This window comes from Microbulbifer yueqingensis, assembly GCF_900100355.1.
GTDB classification, from domain to species: Bacteria; Pseudomonadota; Gammaproteobacteria; order Pseudomonadales; family Cellvibrionaceae; genus Microbulbifer; species Microbulbifer yueqingensis.
The window spans coordinates 731549-752090 of record NZ_FNFH01000003.1; the positions used below are offsets into that span (position 1 = coordinate 731549).

14 protein-coding genes, 1 tRNA gene and 1 rRNA gene are annotated in these 20542 nt (G+C 60.0%); 8 read left to right on the forward strand and 8 right to left on the reverse strand.

Features of this window, described 5'->3' with window-relative positions; translation table 11 throughout:
* Window positions 1-4 precede the first annotated feature (4 nt).
* The 3 genes from BLT26_RS10450 to djlA form a co-directional block, all read right to left on the reverse strand.
* Window positions 5-835 carry an OmpW/AlkL family protein gene (locus BLT26_RS10450; RefSeq protein WP_091513230.1) on the reverse strand — a complete coding sequence of 277 codons (831 nt, stop codon included), beginning with the start codon at window positions 833-835 and terminating at the stop codon, window positions 5-7.
* A gap of 365 nt (window positions 836-1200) precedes the next feature.
* Window positions 1201-1506 carry a BolA family protein gene (locus BLT26_RS10455; RefSeq protein ID WP_091513233.1) on the reverse strand — a complete coding sequence of 102 codons (306 nt, stop codon included), beginning with the start codon at window positions 1504-1506 and terminating at the stop codon, window positions 1201-1203.
* Window positions 1507-1531: 25 nt separating this feature from the next.
* Window positions 1532-2305, reverse strand: coding sequence for a co-chaperone DjlA (gene djlA, locus BLT26_RS10460; protein WP_091513236.1), 774 nt, complete (start codon window positions 2303-2305; stop codon window positions 1532-1534).
* Window positions 2306-2550: 245 nt separating this feature from the next.
* Here djlA and BLT26_RS10465 point away from each other — a divergent pair, with 245 nt between their 5' ends.
* Window positions 2551-4758, forward strand: a complete 2208-nt coding sequence (locus BLT26_RS10465; RefSeq protein ID WP_091513240.1) for an NHL repeat-containing protein — start codon at window positions 2551-2553, stop codon at window positions 4756-4758.
* An 86-nt stretch (window positions 4759-4844) separates the two neighbouring features.
* Here BLT26_RS10465 and BLT26_RS10470 read toward each other — a convergent pair whose 3' ends face one another.
* From BLT26_RS10470 to BLT26_RS10480, 3 genes are read right to left on the reverse strand one after another with little or no spacing between them, the layout of a single operon-like run.
* Window positions 4845-6158, reverse strand: a complete 1314-nt coding sequence (locus BLT26_RS10470; RefSeq protein WP_091513244.1) for a sodium ion-translocating decarboxylase subunit beta — start codon at window positions 6156-6158, stop codon at window positions 4845-4847.
* A gap of 11 nt (window positions 6159-6169) precedes the next feature.
* Entirely contained in the window at window positions 6170-7963 is a 1794-nt protein-coding gene (gene oadA, locus BLT26_RS10475) for a sodium-extruding oxaloacetate decarboxylase subunit alpha (RefSeq protein WP_091513247.1), read from the reverse strand.
* Between the two features lie 57 nt (window positions 7964-8020).
* On the reverse strand, window positions 8021-8254 hold the full coding sequence (locus BLT26_RS10480) for an OadG family protein (RefSeq protein ID WP_091513251.1): 234 nt from the start codon (window positions 8252-8254) through the stop codon (window positions 8021-8023).
* A gap of 245 nt (window positions 8255-8499) precedes the next feature.
* Here BLT26_RS10480 and BLT26_RS10485 point away from each other — a divergent pair, with 245 nt between their 5' ends.
* The 5 genes from BLT26_RS10485 to BLT26_RS10505 all read left to right on the forward strand — a co-directional run bounded on the left by BLT26_RS10485 (window position 8500) and on the right by BLT26_RS10505 (window position 14511).
* Complete coding sequence (locus BLT26_RS10485; protein ID WP_091513255.1) at window positions 8500-9504, forward strand: tRNA dihydrouridine synthase; 1005 nt, start codon at window positions 8500-8502, stop codon at window positions 9502-9504.
* 65 nt (window positions 9505-9569) lie between these two features.
* Complete coding sequence (ligA, locus tag BLT26_RS10490) at window positions 9570-11621, forward strand: NAD-dependent DNA ligase LigA (protein ID WP_091513259.1); 2052 nt, start codon at window positions 9570-9572, stop codon at window positions 11619-11621.
* A 112-nt stretch (window positions 11622-11733) separates the two neighbouring features.
* The gene (locus BLT26_RS10495; protein ID WP_091513262.1) at window positions 11734-11934 is read left to right on the forward strand and encodes a dodecin family protein; all 201 of its coding nucleotides are present in this window, start codon (window positions 11734-11736) and stop codon (window positions 11932-11934) included.
* A gap of 10 nt (window positions 11935-11944) precedes the next feature.
* Window positions 11945-13663 (forward strand): DNA polymerase/3'-5' exonuclease PolX, encoded by a 1719-nt coding sequence (polX, locus tag BLT26_RS10500; protein ID WP_091513264.1) that lies wholly within the window; start codon window positions 11945-11947, stop codon window positions 13661-13663.
* 41 nt (window positions 13664-13704) lie between these two features.
* Complete coding sequence (locus BLT26_RS10505) at window positions 13705-14511, forward strand: Fpg/Nei family DNA glycosylase (RefSeq protein WP_091513268.1); 807 nt, start codon at window positions 13705-13707, stop codon at window positions 14509-14511.
* Here BLT26_RS10505 and ftsH read toward each other — a convergent pair.
* Window positions 14508-16481, reverse strand: a complete 1974-nt coding sequence (gene ftsH, locus BLT26_RS10510; protein ID WP_091513272.1) for an ATP-dependent zinc metalloprotease FtsH — start codon at window positions 16479-16481, stop codon at window positions 14508-14510. The two genes, BLT26_RS10505 and ftsH, sit on opposite strands and share 4 nt — an antisense overlap.
* 342 nt (window positions 16482-16823) lie before the next feature.
* On the opposite strand from ftsH, the gene BLT26_RS10515 reads away from it, so the two are divergent.
* Both BLT26_RS10515 and BLT26_RS10520 read left to right on the forward strand, forming a co-directional pair.
* Window positions 16824-16900, forward strand: a tRNA-Arg gene (locus BLT26_RS10515).
* Between the two features lie 657 nt (window positions 16901-17557).
* Window positions 17558-19669 carry a M13 family metallopeptidase gene (locus BLT26_RS10520; RefSeq protein ID WP_175453083.1) on the forward strand — a complete coding sequence of 704 codons (2112 nt, stop codon included), beginning with the start codon at window positions 17558-17560 and terminating at the stop codon, window positions 19667-19669.
* A gap of 588 nt (window positions 19670-20257) precedes the next feature.
* Here BLT26_RS10520 and rrf read toward each other — a convergent pair.
* Window positions 20258-20373 (reverse strand): 5S ribosomal RNA (gene rrf, locus BLT26_RS10525).
* Window positions 20374-20542 lie beyond the last annotated feature (169 nt).

Consider the following 20542-nt stretch of genomic DNA (forward strand, 5'->3'; position numbering starts at 1 on the left):
AGAATCAGAACTTGTAGCCGATGCCCAGGTTGAATACCCAGGGATCGATATCCAGGTCAGAGCGCACGGTATTAACGAACTGGCGGGCATCACCCTGATTATCCAGGCCGTCAACGATGTAGCGCAGGCTGGCGGTGGTTTCTACGTCATGATACTGGACGGCCGCATTGGCCAGCCAGTTGCTATCGCGACCGAACATGACATCCACACCGATCTGGCCTGCCCAGCCCCAGGTATCCTCCACGGCTACACGGGCGTTACCTCCGGGTGCTGCGTCCGCTATATCCTCGAGCAGCAGGTACACCGGCTCACGAACCGTAGTATTGTCAAAGTCTGTGTAGACCCCGCCAAAGCCGATATAGGGCTGGACCCAGGATTCCGGGCATACCGGGAACCAGTTCACCATGATGGTACTGGAGGTCCGCTCCAGGCTTCCCAGCCGCAGCTGGTCTCGCCTGAGATCGGACTCACGGAACACACCGAAACGGCGGAACTCGAGATCGTGGTCAGACTCACCGACGTAGCCATACTCAACCGAGAAATGATCGATTGGCATGAACATGGCACTCCACTGCCACGTGGTGTCATCTTCTACATCGAACCTTGTACCAGCGAACTCCGGGAAAATATCCGGGTTTCTCAGGCGACCGTCGGATTCATCCGGGTCCACATAGCCTGCACCCAGGCGTACCACCGCAGTACCGGCGTGGTAAATGGGTTCAGGGCCTGTGGGCATTGGCGGCGCGTAGCCAGACGGGCCGGCCACAGCCTGCTGCGCTCCAACGATGGCGGATACAGCAACAGCCAGGGGTGTCAGAATGCGCGTCATTTTCATAGGTCGTACTCCATTGATATTCGGCAAATTGAACAGCAATTAACCCAATCACTTCTCAGTCTAGACAGGCAAAAGCACCCCTGTAGAAAAAACACCCAACCGCTCACCGAAAAAGTGGAACTTTTGCGTATTTTTGTCAGCTAAAAACTCTTTTTGGCGTGCAATGCATTTTGCGCGGTAAGTAAGCGCCACTCCGAAAAATTATTCATGCGCCAGAAAAATAATTTCGCTGCCAGGCATGGCGTGACATATCCCAAAATGGCTCTCGAAGCCACCGAATGAGAAATAAAAAACGCGCCCGGAGGCGCGTCTGCAAGATTTAGGGGGAAGCGTGCACTGCACGCAGTGTCGGTAAGTGCCGGGCGTTATTTCTTGCCACCGCCGAGGCACTGGGGACTGTCTGGTGCCTGCCCCCGCCACTCTTCCGGCGTATATAAATGGAGTGCCAGGGCGTGGACCGGCCCCGCCATCTCCTCGGCCAGAGCGGCGTAGACTCTCTGGTGCCGGTGTACTTTCCTGAGCCCCTCGAAGGCGTCGGAAACCAGCACCACGCGAAAGTGCATTTCCGCACCGGCGGGTACATTGTGCAGGTGGCTCTCGCACTGTACTTCTATATGTTGCGGCGCAAAGGCATCTGAAAGCTTTTGTTCAATCTGCACGGCCAGGCTCATAAAACAACCCCGTCGGTAATTATGCTCAGGATACGGCGCGACTCTTGCGCGCCTCCATAATGCTGTCGTAGGCCAGCGTCACGCTCTTCATCTGGTCTTCCGCATATTGCATGAATTCATCAGGCAAACCCTTCGATGCGATCTTGTCCGGATGGAACTCTGCCGCCTTCCGCCGGTAGGCCAGTTTGACGTCGCGATCGCTCGCGTCCGGCGAGCAGCCCAGGACCGCATAGTGCTGTTCAAGGCTTTCGCTTGCCGAAGAGTTGCGCCGGCTGAACTCACCCTGCATGGCGGCAAAAGCGGAGGCGTGAAGTCCCAGGTATTCCGGGATGCGGCGCAGTATTTCCTCTTCCGCCGCGTGCAGCTCGCCGTCGGCGTGGGCCACCGCGAACAGCAGGCGATACACCATCTCGCGCATGGCCTCGTTTCGCACCAGCTGCCGGTACTGCTGGGCGTAGTCGTAAATGCTGTAGCCATCGCTCTTGGCATTCTGGAAAATCTTGATCGCCTGCTTGCGGTCCTCGGCATTGAGGCGCAGGTTCTGCGCAATAAATTCCTCGATCAGGTTGATCTCGGCGCGGGACACCTGCCCGTCCGCCTTGGCCATCTTGGCCAGCATCGAGAACACAGTGACGATAAACACCGCCTGGGCGCCATCGCGGCCCAGGGCTTCCGGACCGCCGATTCGCTTGAGGCCGGAACCGAAAGAACCGCCAATCCAGGCGCCGAGGGCCGCTCCAATGGGGCCGCCAAACATCAACCCGATTCCGGCCCCAATGCCGGCGCCAAGCCAGGACATAAACTCTCCTCTCGGCACCCAGCGGCGCCTGCTCTGCTAAAAGTCGGGGGCATCTTAACATGACAGCGGGCTTTTCCGGCAGGCAGGCCGACCACCCGGTCAGCGCACTGCTCGAGGGGTCTTGAAGCCGGCAACCGCCATCCGCCGCAGAGGCTTTTCGTGGAAACTGCTGTGCCATACTCAGGGTAATCGCACACGATGCGGCCCTTCGCGGTCGTGAACCGGAAATACAGGAAGTCAGGTTCATGGAAGGCCAACCCCGCTCCTCCGCCAGCAGTATCTGTTTCTCTGTTTTGTTCCTCCTCGTGCTCGGCGCCTTCACCGGCGTCGACCCGGCCAGGGCAGATACACTCGCCGGCGCCGCTTACGGCGGATCCCCGGCGGTGGCCGACCATTACACCCCCAACCTATTTCCCGGCGAGCCCGGACTGCTGCCGGGCCGGGAGCGGCGGTTACACGGGCGGGTCGAGGGCAATGGCAATCCCCAGCCCGGCTACCGGGTCTCCCTCTATGTAAGCTATGCCGGGCGGGACTATGCCAAGGTGCTGGCGACAACCCGCACCGACAGCTACGGAAAGTTCCGCCTTCGCTACCGGCAACCATTCGGCCTGTCGCTCAAACTGCGGCCGGTGTATTTCGTCATTGCAGACAGAGGCCCCGCCATGCTGGCCAGCGCCATCGGCACGGGGCCACGGGTACCTGGGAGTGTTGTGGTCAACGAGCGCACGACTGTTGCCACGGGAACCGCCTTTGCCCAGTTTATAAAGGGACGGCAAATCACCGGTAACCTGCACGGGATGCTCAACGCGGTTCACATGGCAGCCAATATGGCGAACCCGGAAAGTGGTGAGCTGGCGGCCGTGCTCGCCAGCCCGCCGAACGGAACTGATACCGAAACCCTCAGGACTTTCAACTCCCTGGCCAATGTAGTGGCATCCTGCGTGGCCGACCCGGGGAACTGCCTCGCCCTGTTCTCCGCCACCAGCCGCCCCGGCGAACCCCCTTCCCGGACCGTTGTGCAGGCGCTGGCCAATGCCACGCGGTTTCCGGCCTACCCGAATTACCCGCGCATCGCGGACGATCCGCTATTCCTGCTCTCGCTGGCGTCGCCGATTTACCAGCCGACGAGGCGCGCCCGTCCCACCAGCTGGTTGCTGTTCCTGAAATTTACCGGCGGTCAGTATTCCGCGCAGGACAGCGATAACCTGATAAACGGTCCGGGTAATATTGCCATCGACAGACGAGGCTTTGCCTGGATCAATGACAATTACGTCCCGGCGAAACCGGACGAGTTCGCCTGTGCCGGGCAGCGGCTACTGAAGTTTTATCCCTGGGGTGAAACCTTCCCCGGAGTGCCATATTTCGGCGGTGGGCTCAGCGGGGCCGGCTTCGGTATTACCCTGGACCCACGGGGTAACGTGTGGGTGGGGAATTTCGGGTTTGAGGCGGCGGCCTGCGCCGACGGCACCGTGCCGCCGGACCCACGCGACAAGATCCCGGCGACCCACAACAGCGTTTCGCTGTTCCACCCCAGCGGCACGCCGCTATCGCCTTTCCGCGGCTTTACCCGGGGCGACATCTTCTGGCCCCAGGCAACGGTTTCCGACCATGAGGGCAATATCTGGGTCGCCAACTGCGGCAACGACAGCGTCACCATCATCCCCCGGGGCAATCCGGCACGGGCACGCAATATCCCCTTACCCGGGGGAGGCACCGAGCCGGACTCCGACTCGCCGCTGCTGAAGCCCTTTGCCATCGCCATTGATCCCCGGGGACGCGCCTGGGTGACCGGCAACAAGGCCCAGCAGGTATACATCGTGTCGCTGGATGGCAGCGTGGAGCCGGTGAGGACGTCCCAGGCAGTACTCTCGTGGCCGATGGGCATCTCCGGGGACAGCCGCGGCAACATGTGGGTGTCGAGTTCGGATACAGTCAATATCGTCTGTATCGATCCGCTGGATTCACAGGGCGGGGCTAATCCTTCCATCGTTTTCTTCCCCGCCGACGGCGGCGAGCCGCAACAATTCGCCGGGACCGGCGGCCTGACCATTCCCTGGGGCAATGCAGTGGACGGCGACGATACCGTGTGGGTATTTAATTTCGGGCGTGTGCCGCTGGAGAGCGCCGACGACGACCAGGTATGGCCGGATACAGGAGTATCGCGCTTCTGCGGTAGCGGTAACTGTCCCCACGGCCTGGAGCTGGGGGATCCCATATCCCCGGATACCGGCTATACCAGCGACGCGCTGGAGCGCGTCACGGGTGGAGCGGTAGACCCGTCCGGCAACCTCTGGCTGCTGAACAACTGGCGCAAGGACGGTCCGCTGTTTTACAGCACCAACCCCGGGGGCAACTCCTTTGTCATAGTCCCCGGCGCAGCGAAGCCAGTGAAGACACCCCTGATCGGGCCCCCGCGCTCATTCGCTGCTTCACACCTGACTGTGAAGCAGTAATCAATCGGGGCTCACCCTTCCGGCAATAAAAAAGGCGAGCCATAAGGCTCGCCTCTTCCAACTATCGCCCCGGCGGGGGAGGCGTATCAGCCGGTCATCGCCCGCACCATGGTGATCATCACACCGGCCGCTACCGCAGAGCCGATCACGCCGGCCACGTTCGGGCCCATAGCGTGCATCAGCAGGAAATTCTGCGGATTGGCCTCCAGGCCCAGTTTGTTGGACACCCGCGCGGCCATCGGCACCGCGGACACGCCGGCCGAGCCGATCAGCGGGTTGACCTTGTGGCTGCTGAAGACGTTCAGCAGCTTGGCCATCAGCACACCGGTAGCGGTACCGATCGCGAAGGCGATGATACCCAGCGCCAGGATTCCCAGTGTCTTCGGGTCCAGGAACTTGTCCGCCGCCAGCTTGGAGCCAACGGAAAGGCCCAGGAAGATGGTAGTGATATTGATCAGCGCGTTCTGGGCCGTATCGGACAGGCGCGCCACTACGCCGCACTCCCGCATCAGGTTGCCGAAACAGAACATGCCCAGCAGTGGTGCCGCGTCCGGCAGGAACAATGCCACCAGGATCAGGATCAGGAGCGGGAAGGTGATCTTCTCGCGCTTGCTCACATGGCGCAGCTGGACCATCTCAATACGGCGCTCTTCCGGTGTGGTCAGCGCGCGCATGATCGGGGGCTGGATCAGGGGCACCAGCGCCATGTAGGAGTAGGCCGCCACGGCGATGGCACCCAGCAGGTCCGGCGCCAGCAGGCTGGAAACATAGATGGCAGTGGGTCCGTCGGCACCGCCGATAATACCGATGGCAGCGGCATCGGCGATGGAGAAATCCATGATCCCGGCGGCCGACAACCCGACAGCACCCAATACGGTAGCGAAGATACCGAACTGGGCCGCCGCGCCCAGGAACAGGGTGCGCGGGTTGGCAAGCAGTGGGCCAAAGTCCGTCATGGCCCCCACCCCCATGAAAATCACCAGCGGCGCCACGCCGGAGGCGATGGCCACGTTGTAGAAGTTGTACAGCATGCCGTTATTGAACCCGGCATCGGTTGCCAGCTCGGCCGCCCTTGCCTGCACGGCGGCCGGTGCATTGCCAAGCGCCTCCTTGAGGGCATAGAGCGAGTCCCCGGCAGCGGTACCCAGCAACTGCGCCATCTGCCGGAGTATTTCCGGGTCGCCGGATACCAGTGCCGTCTCAGCCGCGGAGAGCGCCAGGTTCGCACCGGGGATATTCGCCAGGATACCGCCGAAGCCGATTGGCACCAGCAGCAGTGGCTCAAAGTTCTTGCGAATGGCCAGGAACAGCAGGCCCAGCCCCACCAGGATCATGATGAACTGGCCGCTCGCCATCTTGTAGGCGCCGGAGGCCAGCCACAGGTTAAGAAGATTATCCACTGGCGCCCCCGTTATGCGATTGACAGCAGGGCGTCGCCGACGGCGACGGCATCGCCCTCTTTGACCGTCACTTCAGACACGGTGCCCGCACGCGGTGCGCTGACGGCGGTTTCCATCTTCATCGCTTCGAGCACCACGATAGTCTGCCCCTCGGTTACCTGGTCACCGGGCTTTACCAGCACCTTGAAAATATTACCGGCCAGCGGTGCCGACACGGGTTCGCCACCGGAAGGTGGCGCCGCAGCGGCGCCTCCGCCCGCCCCGGCCCCCTGGGAAGCGCCCACGGGTGCAATGCCGGTAAGGTCACCCCCATCGGCAACAGTCACGGTATAGCTCTGCCCCTCGACAGTAACGGTGTAAACTTCCTCGCCCTGCTCGTTGGTTACCGCGCTGCCCTCGTTTCCGGTGGGGACCGGCTCGAAGGCATCGGGGTTATCCCGGTTCTTGAGGAACTTCAGCCCGATCTGGGGGAAGAGCGCATAGGTGAGCACGTCGTCGATCTGGCGCTCGCCCTCCTCCAGCCTGATATCTTCATCTTTGGCCTTCTGTTGCAGCTCGGTGGTGAGCTTGTCCAGCTCGGGCTCCAGCAGGTCCGCAGGGCGGCAGGTTACCGGCTCCGAACCCTCCAGCACCCGTTGCTGCAACTCCTGGTTCACGGGCGCCGCGGTAGCGCCGTATTCGCCCTTGAGCACGGCTGCGGTTTCCTTGGAGATCGACTTATAGCGCTCACCGGTAAGGACGTTGAGCACCGCCTGGGTACCAACGATCTGTGACGTGGGCGTAACCAGCGGGATAAAGCCCAGGTCCTCGCGCACCCGCGGAATCTCTTCCAGCACCTCGTCGAGGCGGTCACCGGCGCCCTGCTCGCGCAGCTGGTTCTCCATATTGGTAAGCATGCCACCCGGCACCTGGGCGACCAGGATGCGGGAATCCACCCCGCGCAAGGAACCCTCGAATTTTGCGTATTTCTTTCGCACCTCGCGGAAGTATGCGGCGATCTCTTCCAGTAGGTTGAGGTCGAGGCCGGTATCGCGGTCGGTGCCCTCGAGAATCGCGACCACTGACTCGGTCGGGCTGTGGCCGTAAGTCATGGACATGGAGGAAATCGCCGTATCGATATTGTCGATACCGGCCTCGATGCACTTCAGCGCCGTGGCAGTGGACAGACCGGTGGTGGCGTGGCACTGCATGTGGATCGGGATATCCACCGCCTCCTTCAGCCGCTTCACCAGCTCGTAGCCCTCGTACGGTCGCAGCAGCCCGGCCATGTCCTTGATGGCGATGGAGTCCGCACCCATATCCTCGAGCTGCCGGCCCAGGTCGACCCACAGTTCCAGCGTATGAACCGGGCTCACGGTGTAGGAGATGGTACCCTGGGCATGCCTGTCCTGCTTCTTCACCGCCTTGAGGGCAGTCTGCAGGTTGCGCATGTCATTCATGGCGTCGAACACCCGGAAAACATCCACGCCGTTTTCCGCCGCCCGCTCGACAAATTTCTCCACCACATCATCGGCGTAGTGGCGGTAACCCAGGATATTTTGCCCGCGGAACAGCATCTGCTGGGGGGTATTCGGCATGGCTTTCTTGAGCTCGCGAATCCGCTCCCAGGGATCCTCACCCAGGTAGCGAATACAGGCATCGAAGGTGGCCCCGCCCCAGGACTCCAGTGACCAGAAGCCGACCTTGTCCAGTTTCTCCGCAATGGGCAGCATGTCATCGAGGCGCATGCGCGTGGCGAACAGAGACTGGTGAGCGTCGCGCAGGACTACGTCGGTAATCCCCAGTGGCTTTTTAACCTCAGTCATGGGTGATCTCTCTCGGCAATAGTTCGGGTTAATTTTGCAGTCGCTTGAAAAAACCGGTCAGCGTCGTTTTCGATGCTGGTCGATAGCGGCCTTGATAATCGCGCGGAGGCGCGCGTCGTCGGCAGCGGGACTGCTGGCAGCGGGAGCGGCGGGCTCCGCTTCGGGGAAATTACGGATAATAATGCGGGACATGATGCTGGTCCCGATGACCAGCAATAGCAGGAATGTAAAAACAATTCCCATACCGAACAGTGTGATGTCCAGCCCCTGTTGCAATAGCGTTTCTTCCACGCTTGCCCCCTGATTTCCACTTTGGCGGGCGCTATTATCAATACAACAACCTTTTAAAATCAAATACTTATTAGTTACAGGCGCAACCAAGAATCCCTTACCCGCAACCGCAATTTGCGTGCCGCAAACCTATATATCGTGACATTCAAAACTTTTTATTAGCCGGAAGGGAAGCACCGCTGATAAAATCCGCACTCCCAGATTCACCCTGCCATCCCACCCGGCAAACCAGACGACCAGAACACATGACCACAGAGTCGAACACATTCCGGCCCCGTATCTACCAGGCACCCATGGAGGGCGTTATCGACCACCATGTCCGGGCACTCCTGTCGGCGATCGGCGGGGTCGATATCTGCGTCACCGAGTTCGTGCGAGTGACCCATACGCGACTGCCGCGCAAGGTCTTCACGCGCCTGTGCCCGGAACTGGTGGACGGTGCGGTCACCCCCAGCGGAGTGCCGGTCCGGCTGCAGCTGCTCGGCGGCAACCCCGAGTCCATGGCAGTCAATGCAACGCGCGCGGTGGAGGCGGGTGCGGCAGCCATCGACCTCAACTTCGGTTGCCCGGCCAAGTCAGTCAACAACAGTGACGGTGGCGCCTGCCTGCTGCAGAGCCCCTCGCGGGTCGAAGGTATCGTCAGCGCGGTCAGGCGGGCGGTGCCTTCCCAAATTCCAGTCACGGCCAAGATCCGCCTGGGCTACCAGGATCGCTCGAGCTACCTGGACAATGCCCGCGCTGCGGAAAACGGCGGCGCCAGTGAGCTGGCGGTACACGCCCGCTCCAAGGTAGATGGGTACCGGCCGCCTGCCTACTGGGAGTATATCGGCGAGATTCGCAGCCAGCTGTCGATCCCGGTCATCGCCAACGGGGACATCTGGACCGTGGCGGATTTTCGTCGCTGCCGGGAGGTCACCGGTTGTGACTCTTTCATGTTCGGGCGCAGCCTCCTCGCGCGGCCGGACCTGCCGCTACAGATCAGGGCCCATTGCGCGGGGCTCGATCACACCCCCCTGGACTGGTCCGGGGTGGTCCGGCTACTGTGGGACTATTACCGAATTACCTGCAACGAATACCCGGCCAAATATCTCGGCAACCGCGTCAAGCAGTGGCTGGCCTACCTGAAACTGGCCTACCCTGAGGCACAGGTATTTTTCGAGACAATCAAGCGACTCCGCGAGCCCGGTCCGCTGGAGGATGCCTTCGCCAGGGAGCTCTCCGGGAAACCCGCGGCCAGCGCCGCCGCTTAAACCCGGGGCCGCGCTACTTCAGCACAGGAATAGCGAGAGCCCTGTCCAGGCTCCCGACACGCGAAATGGACTTCACCAGCGCCCCGGATACGGACTTCACAGCTGTCGGCGATCTCGGCAAAAAGGAAGCTGCCGCGGAGATCCGTGCGCTGCGAGAGGGCGTCAATTACCACGACTACCTTTACTACGTTAAGGACGCACCGGAGATTTCCGATGCGGTGTATGACAAGCTTTTCCATCGCCTGCAGGAACTGGAAGAGGCCTTCCCCGACCTGCAGGACGACGATTCCCCCACCCGCCGCATAGGTGCCGAGCCGGTCAGCAAGCTGAAAAAAGTTTCGCACCGGGTGCCGCTGCTCAGCCTGCAGGCCCAGCTCGACGCAGAGAAGGTCCGGACCTTTATCAAATCTGTACAGAAAGCTGCAGAAAGCAAGTCGCCGGCCTTTGTGCTGGAGCCCAAGTTCGATGGGCTGTCCGTCGAGGTCATCTACCGCCAGGGTAAATTCGAGCGGGGCAGCACTCGCGGGAATGGAGAGGTCGGCGAGGATATTTCCCACAACCTGAAAACGATTCGTACCCTGCCCCTGACCCTGCAGGAAGCAGGCCACATCCCAGCTTTCCTGGCCGTGCGCGGCGAAGTGTATATGGACAGGAATGGCTTCACTGCCCTCAACCGGGAACGAGTGGAAAATGGTGAAGAGCCGTTTGCCAACCCACGCAATGCGGCTGCAGGACTGATGCGTCAGTACGAATCCAGGCGCGCCGCCGGTAAACCGCTACGGGTGTATTTTTATGAAATCCTGGCCACTGACGGCGAGTGGCCGGACACTCACCGGCAGGTACTGGAGCAGCTCACTGCCTGGGGACTGATAACGAGCCCCCTGAACAAGTCGGCGGGCTCATTCCAGGAGATCGAAGCCTATCACAAGCGCCTGGCCGGTAAACGGGACGACCTGGATTTCGAGATCGATGGCATCGTCATCAAGGTCGACAAGATCAAGCTCCGGGAATCCCTGGGAAACCGGGATCGAAGTCCCCGCTGGGCGCTGGCGTGGAAGTTTGAACCACGGCAGGAAGCCACACTCGTCGAAGACATCGTGGTACAGGTAGGGAGGACCGGTATCCTGACCCCGGTCGCCCTCCTGCAACCGGTGGATGTCGGCGGCGTTACCGTCAGTCGCGCCACCCTCCACAACGAAAACGAAATGCGCCGCAAGGATATTCGCGTGGGGGACTGCGTCCACGTGATTCGCGCGGGCGATGTGATCCCCGAGATCGAGGAGAGGATCAAGCGCCCGGGCAAGAAGCGCCAGCCTCCCTTCGAGATGCCGGAGCGCTGCCCATCCTGCGGCAGCCCGGTAATCAGGGAAGGGGCCTACTGGCTATGCCCGGCAGGGCTATCGTGTCCTGCCCAGCTGCGGGGGCGTATCCAGCACTACGCCGGCCGCGACGCCATGGATATCGATCACCTGGGAGAGAAAGCCGCAGGACAGCTGGTTGAGCGCGGCCTGGTACACGACCTGGCGGATCTCTATGCCGTCGGTGTTGATGACTTACAGTCCCTCGAGGGCTTTGCCGAGCGCTCCGCCAGGCAACTGCATGAGGCCATACAGGGAGCGAAAGAGGCGCGGCTCGACCGGTTTCTCTACGCGCTGGGTATCCCCCTGGTAGGCCGCCGTGTGGCCCGTCAGCTGGCGGAAAAATTTGGCGAGCTGGAGAAGGTCTCCAGCGCGAACCGGGATGCGATTGAGGCTGTTTCCGGCCTGGGCAGCGAAATCGCAGCCGCCACAACCGACTTCTTCGAGGACAAGCGCAACCGTAAGACCCTGAAGCGTATGCAGGCCGCTGGTCTCAAAATCAAGCCGATGCCCGGGCGGGGAAAGCAGCCACTGGCGGGAAAGACATTCGTATTCAGCGGCGGCCTCGACAGCCTGACCCGCGATGAGGCCCACGAGAAAGTCGAGTCGCTGGGAGGCCGCGCCACGTCCAGCGTCAGCAGTGAAACGGACTACCTGGTTGTGGGCGACAGCCCCGGGAGCAAGCTGGATGAAGCACGGGACCTGGGCGTTTCATGCATCGACGAGCAGGAGTTCCTGGACATGCTGAACGACAATTGAGCACTCCCATCAAAGGCTGGTCGGGCTCTTCTATACTCCACTGGCACTTCAACCTGGCCCACAATCCGTGGCGGGCGCACCAACGCAACAATACTGCAAAAGGAGTTCAAGTATGGCCATCGTCAAGGTAGTGGAAATCCTCGCACAGTCTGAAAAGGGCTGGGAAGACGCCGCCCAGCAAGCCGTCAGCAAGGCCGGCGAGTCGATCCAGAATATCAAGTCGGTATACATCAATGAGATGGAAGCCACGGTGGAGAACAACCAGATCGCACAGTACCGCGTCAACGCCAAGATTTCCTTCGAAGTGAAGTAACCGCGCACTGATGACGGTCCACAACAGCGAGATCGCCGACAGCTTCGAAAAGCTCGCCGACCTCCTGGAAATAGAGGGCGCCAATCCTTTCCGGGTCCGAGCCTACCGCAACGCAGCGCGCACGGTAAGGGGTTATCCCCGCAGCATGGCCGACCTGCTGAGTGACGGGGAGGACCTGACTGAGCTGCCCGATATAGGCGACGACCTCGCCGAGAAAATCCAGGTGCTGGTTAAAACCGGGGAATTGCCCCTTTTGCAGGAGGTTGAGCAGCGAACGCCGGAGGCACTGAGCGAGTTGATGAAGATTCAGGGGCTCGGCGCCAGAAAAGTAAAGAGCCTCCATGATGCCCTTGAGATCAACAGCATCGAGGACCTGGAACAGGCCGCCGCTGCGGGCAGGATCCGCGATGTATCCGGCTTCGGCGAAAAGAGCGAAGAAAAGATTCTTCGCCGTCTGGAAAAGTATTCCGGGGAGGAGAAACGAACCCGGCTGATTGATGCCGAGGAAGTGGCCAGGCCCCTGGTGGAATATCTAAAGGAAGCTGAGGGACTGAAAGATATTGTTGTGGCCGGGAGCTATCGCCGACGCAAGGAAACCGTTGGCGACCTGGACATACTGATAACGGCGAAAAAAGGCTCCCCGGTGATGGATCACTTCACGGCCTATGAGGACGTCGAGGAAGTGGTCTCACGGGGCGAAACGCGCTCTACTGTTTATCTCCGATCAGGCATGCAGGTCGACCTGCGGGTGGTGCCCCAGGTGAGCTTCGGTGCCGCCCAGGTCTACTTCACCGGATCCAAGGCGCACAATATCGCCGTACGCAAACTGGGTATCAAGCGAGGATACAAGATCAACGAATATGGTGTCTTCGAGGGAGATAAGCGTGTGTCCGGCAAGACTGAAAAGGCAGTCTATGAAAAGGTCGGCCTGTGCTGGATTCCCCCGGAGCTGCGGGAGAACCACGGCGAGGTCGAGGCGGCAAAGAAAGGCAAGCTCCCTCAGCTGGTCACCCTGGAAGACATTCGCGGCAACCTGCACGCCCACACCACAGCAAGCGACGGTCACAATACGCTCGAGGAAATGGCCCGGGCCGCCAGGGAACTGGGTTATGAATACCTGGCGATTACCGATCACTCACGCCACCTGACCGTAGCCAATGGCCTCGACGAGAAGCGCCTGTTAAAGCAGATCCAGGAAATCGACAAGCTCAATGAAAAGCTCGACGGCATTGTCCTGCTCAAATCCAGTGAAGTGGACATACTGGAAGACGGAACTCTGGACCTCCCCAACAGCGTGCTCAAGGAGCTGGACTTCACCGTCTGCGCCATCCACCACAAATTTGACCTGTCACGCAAGAAGCAGACCGAACGCGTCCTTCGAGCCATGGACAATCATTACTTCAATATACTGGCACATCCCAGTGGTCGCCTGATCAACGAGCGGGATCCCTATGAAACCGATCTCGAAAGAATTCTCCAGGCTGTGAAAGAACGCAGTTGCATCGTGGAACTCAATGCACAGCCCAAGCGCCTGGATCTTACCGACGAGGGCTGTCGCATGGCCAAGGACCTGGAGATAAAGGTCTCCATAGCCACTGATGCGCACAGCACCACGGACCTGCAACATATGCGTGGCGGGGTATACCAGGCACGGCGTGGCTGGCTGGAGCCTGAGGATGTGGTGAACTGCCTTCCGCTGGACAAGCTGAAAGCACTCTTTAATCGCTGAGCGGCGCGCCAGCACGTGCAAGCCATTACCGGTGTGTGCGTATGCCTGAACTCCCCGATGTCGAACGCTTCCGCCGGTACCTTGAGGCCACAGCGCTCCATCAGCGTATTGTTCACCTCCATGTACCGGGCCCGGAATTACTGGTGGATACCAGCCCCCAGGGGCTGGGGCGCACTCTGGGTGGTGCCGAGTTTTCCTCAGCCACACGCCACGGCAAATACCTGTTCGCATTGACGGACACAGGCAAATGCCTGGTACTGCATTTCGGCATGACCGGCGAGCTGGCGTACTCGGGTCGCGAAAGGCCGCTGCCAGACTACACACAGCTGGAAATTGACTTCGAGGGGGATAACCGGCTGGCCTACATAGCTCCGCGCAAGCTAGGGCGCATCGCCGTGGTGAACTCCCCCGATGAATGGATCTCCAGCAGGGAACTGGGACCGGATGCCCTTGAGATCAGCGAGGAGGCCTTTCTGGAACAAAGCTCCAGGAGTCGCAGCAAGGTGAAGTCCTGGTTGATGGACCAGCACCGGCTAGCCGGTATCGGCAATTATTATTCTGATGAAATCCTCTTCCAGTCGCATCTTCACCCGTGCGCCTCCATGGGCGATCTCAGGGAGAGCGAGCGCAGGGTTCTGTACCAGAACATGCGCCGGGTACTGCAGCTGGCAATCGACAGGGATGCAGACCCGGCCGCCCTGCCCCGCTCTTTCCTGCTACCACATCGCATAAAGGGTGAGCGCTGCCCCCGCTGTGGGGGCACGTTGCAGCAACTGGAAGTGGGTGGGCGCACGGCTTATTTCTGTCCTGCCTGCCAGCCCGACGTGAGTGCCGGAGGGAATGGCTAGGCGCTATCTTCATTGCTCCGGTTCCCGGCTTCCTTCCCGTGCTTTGCAGCAGCGTTCCCTTGCTTTGCAGTAGCCTTCCCTTTGTTTGCGCCGTGGATAATCGCCTGTATCTCGGCCGCTTCCAGGGTCTCCTTCTCCAGCAGTGCCTCAGCCAGGGCATCCAGCTTGTCCCGCTGCTGCTCCAGGAGCTCCCGTACCCGCTCCTCGATCTTGCTGATAAGCTCACCGACCTCTTCATCGATCACCTGTGCGGTGTGCTCACTGAAGTCCTTCGGCTGGGCGATCTCGCGGCCGAGAAAGACATGCTCTTCCCCACGCCGGAAAGCAACCGGGCCCAACCGATCGCTCATGCCCCACTGGGCAACCATATGCTGGGCCAGGCTGGTCGCCTGCTTCAGGTCAGATTCAGCCCCTGAACTCACCTCACCGAAGACCACCTGCTCGGCGACCCGCCCGCCGAGCATCACCCCGATCCGGTCATACAGATAACTGGCCCTCAGGCTGTGGCGCTCCTCCTCTGGAATCTGCTCGGTGGCGCCAAGGCTGTGGCCACGGGGGACGATGGTGGCCTTGTCGAGAGGGTCCGCGTTGGGCAACAGGCTGGCGGCCAGCGCATGGCCCGACTCGTGATAGGCAATAAGCCTCTTCTCCTCCTCACCGATCACCATTTCCCGCTCGCTGCCCAGTACTACACGGTCGCGGGCATTGAGCATGCAGTTCATGTCGACTTCGGACATATCCTCGCGCCCGGCGAGCAGCGCGGCTTCATTGACCATGTTTTCCAGGTCCGCCCCGGAAAAACCGACCGTCAGGGCCGCCAGCCGCTCCAGGTCAACGTCTCCGGCGAGCGGAGTCTTCCTGGAATGGGTCTTGAGAATAGCCAGGCGCGCCTTTTTATCCGGCAGGTCCACGGTGATCTTGCGATCAAAGCGTCCCGGGCGCAGGAGGGCGGCATCCAGTACATCCGGCCTGTTCGTGGCAGCGATGACTACCACCGTCTCATGGGGATCAAAGCCATCCATCTCTCCGAGGATCTGGTTGAGCGTCTGTTCCCGTTCGTCGTGTCCCCCGCCAAGGCCTGTCCCGCGCGCACGCCCGACCGAATCGATTTCATCGATAAAGATAATTGCGGGGGCTTCCTTCTTGGCACTGGCAAACATATCCCGCACCCGGGATGCCCCCACGCCGACGAACATCTCGATGAACTCTGAGCCGCTGATACTGAAAAAGGGGACATCGCTCTCCCCCGCCAGGGCCTTGGCCATAAGCGTCTTCCCGGTTCCCGGGGGCCCCATCAGCAATATTCCCTTGGGAATCTTCGCCCCGAGCTCGCGGTAATGTTCCGGGTTCTTCAGGTAGTCGGCGATCTCCCGAAGGTCGCGCTTGGCATTCTCCAGACCCGCCACATCGTCAAAAGTCACACTGGACTCACCCCGCTCAAAGCGTTTCGCCCGCGACTTGCCGAATCCGAATGCGCCAGCAGCCCCGCCACCGCCCATCCGGGCCTGCATGGCGCGCCCGGCAAACCAGAACAGGGCGAGTATCAGCAGCAGGGGCATCAGGCTGATGATCAGGGGAGTCCAGTTGTCTCTCTCAACCGGCTTGGCGTTGATCTCCACATTGCGCTCTTCCAGCAGTGGGATCAGGTCCGGATCCTCCAGCGGAGGCTTGGTGGTACGGAACTCCATCGTCGCGCGCTCCTCCCCACGAGGAGCCGGATAACTATCAGCCCCGACAAACTTGCCGGTGATATTTTCGCCACTGAGGGTGACACTCTCTACCTCGCCGGCCCGGACCCTCTCCTTGAATTCCGTGTAGGACAGTTTCTGGCCTGTCTCCCCCTGGCGCGAGGTGGTCCAGTAGGAGAAGGCCAGGAACAGCAGCAATGCCCAGATCAGGTAGCCCGCGAGCGGTGACGGCGGCTTGCCTGTAATCCGGCCCTGCTTGTCGTCCTTTCGCTCATCTGGCATAGGTTGGTCGCTATTGACTGGAAAAGCCCTCGATCGGGACGGCTCCAGGTCACGGGCACGCCAGATCGCAGGGCATAAGGCCCGGTATCAATGTCAGTATAGTTTCACGCGCCAGCCCCGGGACAGGAACGGCGCCTGCCAAACACAGCTATCCTGAAATAAGGGCTTGCAAAGTCCCCGCTCCCAAGGCAGAATGCGCGCCCTATCGAGCTGAAGCGGCACCCACCGGGCAGCCCATCAGGATCGATAACTTGCGGATTTTTAAGGATTTTTTCTTAAAAAGACTTAAAAAAAGAGTTGACGGCAGCGACCCAACTCTCTAATATTCGCAACCACAACGACGCGCTCGTAGCTCAGCTGGATAGAGTACCTGGCTACGAACCAGGCGGTCGGAGGTTCGAATCCTCCCGAGCGCGCCATACAAAAGAAGGCCCCATCCGCAAGGATGGGGCCTTTTTTGTATGGCCCGTTTGTGGAGGTGAGAACCTCCGCAGGTTCGATCAACTCGCGAAAGCGAGTTGAGACCGAGCAAAGCGAGCCCGCAGGGGCGAAACACGCCCAAGCGTGTTTCGAGTCCATCCTCCCCTCACCGACACCACATCACCCCAGCAAAGACATCCGCAAGGATGGGGCCTTCTTTGTATGGCCCGTTTGTGGAGGTGAGAACCTCCGCAGGTTCGATCAACTCGCGAAAGCGAGTTGAGACCGCGCAACGCGCGCCCGCAGGGGCGAAACACGCCCAAGCGTGTTTCGAGTCCATCCTCCCCTCACCGACTCCGCGTACCTCAGCCAAAGCCCTCCTAAAGATAGGGCTTTTGTATGGTGAATTCGGACGACGGACGCCCCCCACAGGTCATCACTTCCGAAACGGCCCCGGCCCGCCCAGAGCCGGTCCCCCACATACCTCTCGCCCGCCACATCGTTCAGCTGTATTCTGGTTGCACCATCTAGCTAGTGAGGATGGCGAAGTACCCCTGTAACCCGGGGTAGCTTCCAGGTTCTGAATGGCAGGTGAAAGTATTCGGGCGCACTGGGAGGCTACCGCCGCAAGAGTACTGATAACTATAAGGATCACTATGAACCGAAATATCTTGCTAGTGTTGGTCGCACTTTGCATCAGTGGATGCACCGAAAAATCCCCTTCCACAGTAGCCCACGGCGACTCCGCCTCAGTGTCAACTTCAGCAGCCAAGCGGGACAACCCGCCTCCCTCTACAGCCAGCGCACAGGTCAAGGCCACGGTCGGTAACTGGGGTGTTGATTTAAACGCAATGAAGGCATCCACCCCCCCGGGTGATGATTTCAATGCGTTCGTCAATGGCAAATGGATAGAGAAGTTCGATATCCCGGCTGACCGCGCCACTTACGGCGCTTTTCACCAGTTACGGGAACGCTCCACCGAGCAGGTCCACGCGATCCTGAAACGCCTGGCGGATAGCAATCCGACAGCCGGGTCTCTGGAACAGAAGGTAGGAGACTACTATCGAACCTGGATGGACCAGGAGGCCATCAACAAGGCTGGTATCACGGCTGTTCAGGAGCACCTCAAAGCGATCAGCTCGATCACCAAACGCGCTGACCTGGCCCGCCACATGGCCAGCCTGCATCTATCTGCCCCATTCGAGATCGGTATTATCCCTGATCCCGCAGATACAACACGTTATACCGCGTACCTCGCCCAGGCTGGGCTGGGCATGCCCGATCGAGATTATTACCTGAAAGACGATCAGCGCTTCGAGGAATTCAGGGCCGCTTACCGCGCTTATCTGATCCAACTCCACAAGTTGGCGGGTATCGATGATGCGACCTCCAGGACAGATAACATCATTGCCCTGGAAAAGCGGATGGCGGAATCCCACTGGACCAAGGCTGAAAGCCGGGACATCAAGAAGATATACAACCCCATGGCAGTAGGTGACGTCCAGAATTTGGCTCCGCAGCTGCCCTGGGCCGAAATACTCGAAACGATGGGGCTGGCCTCTGAAGACAACATCGTGGTCATCCAGCCGAGTGCCATTGAAGCTGCCGGCGAGCTATTTTCCGATGTCCCTGTCAGCACATGGAAAGACTACCTCAGGATCCACCTGATTAGTGACAATGCACCGTACCTTGGGAATGATTTTGATCACGCAAATTTCACCTTTTTCAAGCAAACCCTGAAAGGTACCGAGCAGCAAAGAGAGCGCTGGAAGCGCGGTGCCGACCTCGTTAACGAGAATCTGGGTGAGGCAGTCGGCAAGTTATATGTTGCTCAACACTTTTCACCGTCCGCGAAGGCAGCAATGGAGGAGTTGGTCGGAAACCTGTCTATGGCACTGAAGGAGCGCCTGGAGACGAATACCTGGATGGATGACCAAACCCGTGCTGCCGCTCTGGCAAAGCTGGAAACATTCGAATCGAGAATTGGGTATCCGAGCAAGTGGACCGATTACACCGATCTTGAAATCACGGACGGAGACATGCTCGGCAATGCCATGCGCTTGGTGGAATTCCACTGGAAACAGCAAGTGGATCGCCTTAACCAGCCCGTTGACCGGGCGCTCTGGCCCTACCCTCCACAGACAGTTAATGCTTCATATAATCCCCTGCTAAACCAGATCACGTTCCCGGCGGGCATTTTGCAACCACCATTCTTTGACCTTGCTGCTGACCCCGCGGTGAACTATGGGGCTATCGGGATGGTTATCGGTCATGAAATCGGCCACGGATTCGATGACCAGGGGCGCCGCTTTGATGAGCAGGGCCGCATCCGGGACTGGTGGACCGAGGCTGCGGACTCCGCCTTCAAGCACCGCTCCCAGAAACTGGTTGAGCAATACAATGCTTTCTCCCCTCTCGAGGGCATGAATATTGACGGCCAGCTGACCCTGGGTGAAAACATCGGCGACTTGGGAGGGCTGGAAATTGCGTATTCAGCCTACCGGCGCCATGTCTCCGAGCATGGGGCTCCCCCAGTCCGCGATGGCTTCACCGGCGACCAGCGATTCTTCCTGGCTTTCGCGCAAGCGTTCCGCGCCAAGCAACGTGAGGACCACCTCCGACAGCAACTAGTCACCGATCCCCACAGCCCTGCGGAGTACCGCGTAAACGGCGTCGTACGCAACGTAGACGCGTGGTACGCCGCATTTGATGTGGAGGAAGATGACGCACTTTACTTGTCCCCAGACGATCGCGTGCGAATATGGTAGTTGCTGGCCACTGAGACGGAAAATAGCTGGTCTCGCAATTTGGCTCATATTTAGAGTTTGAGGAAAAGGGCCACCCGTCTGGGTGGCCCTTTCTTTTATTTGAAGCGGGCTGGCGCTCCAGCCTGACGAAAGCTGTCCCCACGAGTACATTGTGTGAACTGGGCCTGACCTACACTGGATGTCGAGCTACGCTCGACATCGCTGCGCGTGATGCGGCACACCTAAGCCTTCGGCGCCGGGCCGGCCCCGCGAGCGCAGCGAGTGCTGTGGGCCCCTCCCTTGCACCTTCGGTGTATCGGTCCGGGGTCGCGCACGACTCGCATGGCCGCGCATACTGCGCTGCATAGTAGTGACAGTAATTCATCGTATCCAAAATAAAAAAAGGGCCACCCGATTGGGTGGCCCTTTCTTTTATTTGAACCGGGCTGGCGCTCCAGCCTGACCAACGGCGCAGCCGTTGGGGCGCCGGCGCTTGCGACGGCGGGGCGTAGCCGCGAGCGAAGCGAGTCACCTGACCGACCAGGGCATCGGCAGGCTGGAATGAAAAAGGCCCTGACCGCGTTAGCGATCAGGGCCTTTGGAATGAAAGCCTGACGATGACCTACTCTCGCATGGGGAGGCCCCACACTACCATCGGCGATGTTGCGTTTCACTTCTGAGTTCGGCAAGGGATCAGGTGGTTCCACAACTCTATGGTCGTCAGGCAAACTGGCTTGGGTTGGCGATGGTCTTACGGGCTGTGCCCTGCTCTGCCTGTTACCGCCGTTTGCATGATCTCTCGATCAACGGTAACCCCAAATAAGTCGGTGAAACATTCTGTAGTAATACACCGCAAGAGGTGTGTCTCTCGATTGGCCACAATCCAATCGTTAG